This window comes from Streptomyces flavofungini, from assembly GCF_041028215.1.
Taxonomy (GTDB): Bacteria; Actinomycetota; Actinomycetes; order Streptomycetales; family Streptomycetaceae; genus Streptomyces; species Streptomyces flavofungini_B.
Map to the genome: position 1 here is coordinate 1 of NZ_JASKYR010001333.1, position 1,070 is coordinate 1,070.

Sequence of the window (1,070 nt, forward strand, 5' to 3'; positions counted from 1 at the left end):
CGGCAGTTCAGCGTCCAGCTCTCCGCCACCCGCCGAGGCGCCCGCCTGGCCCGGCTCCTGGCCGTCGAGCAGCTCCGTTCCTGGGAGCTCCCCACGGACACCGCGGCCCACGTCGTCGCCGAGCTCGCGGCCAACGCCGCGCTGCATGCGCGCGTGCCTGGCCGGGACTTCCGGCTGGCCATGACCGTCGCCGCAGACACGCTCCGTATCGAGTTGATCGACGCCCGCTCCGACCGGCTCCCCGCCGTCCAGCACCAACCCTCCGGCGACGGCGACGGCAGCGGCAGCAGCGGCAGCGGCAGCGGCAGCGGCAGCGGCGAAACAGGTCGCGGCCTGCTGCTCGTAGAGGCACTCGCCGACCGCTGGGGCGTCACCCTGGCGTCCGCCTTCTGCAAGACCGTGTGGGCCGAGATCGATCTGCCCACCGGATCGTGACAGCCGCGACCCGGTCCACCACGACCCGGCCACCCGCGACGCGACGGCCCACGACATCAACCGCTTTCAAACCCGGAGGGGAAGTACCTCTCCCAACCCCTCCCACCAGGAGGCGGGGCAACCGCCCAGGAGTCCGTCACTCGCCAGGGTGAACTACCCCAACTGGGCTGGTTTGAGGGCCGATTGCCTGGCATATGCTCGCCGCGACAACTCCAGACATGCGACGGCCCCCGGCCGGGACTCGCAATCCCGATCGAGGGCCTGACCAACGAGGAAGCGGACCTTCCCGATGGCTTTGATGCACCCTAGCGCGCCCCCGCGCGCCTCGTCTGTCGTTCCCCGCCCGACCATCCGATCAGGTGTCACCCACGTCACCACCGGGCACACCACCCGCTACACGGTCGTCGGCAATCACCTCGCCCAGCACCGCGCACTCTCGCTGCTCGCGATCGGGCTGGCCGTCCACATCCAGTCGCTGCCCGCAGGTGCCCGGATCGGCATCAAGTTCCTGGCGGCCCGCTTCCCGGAGAGCGAGCACCGCATCGCCGCCGCCCTGCGCGAGCTGGAGACGCAGGGCTACCTGACACGCACCCGCGAGCGCCTCCCCAGCGGCAGGGTCGTCACCCACACGGTCT

Annotated in this window: 1 protein-coding gene and 1 pseudogene; both read left to right on the plus strand. The window is 71.3% G+C overall.

Going from position 1 to position 1,070, the window contains the following annotated elements:
- Window positions 1–435, plus strand: a 435-nt coding sequence (locus AB8Z36_RS40855; RefSeq protein WP_369218401.1) for an ATP-binding protein, incomplete at its 5' end; no start/stop codon positions are given.
- Between the two features lie 289 nt (window positions 436–724).
- Window positions 725–1,070 (plus strand): annotated as a pseudogene (locus AB8Z36_RS40860) (helix-turn-helix domain-containing protein); the annotation flags it as partial.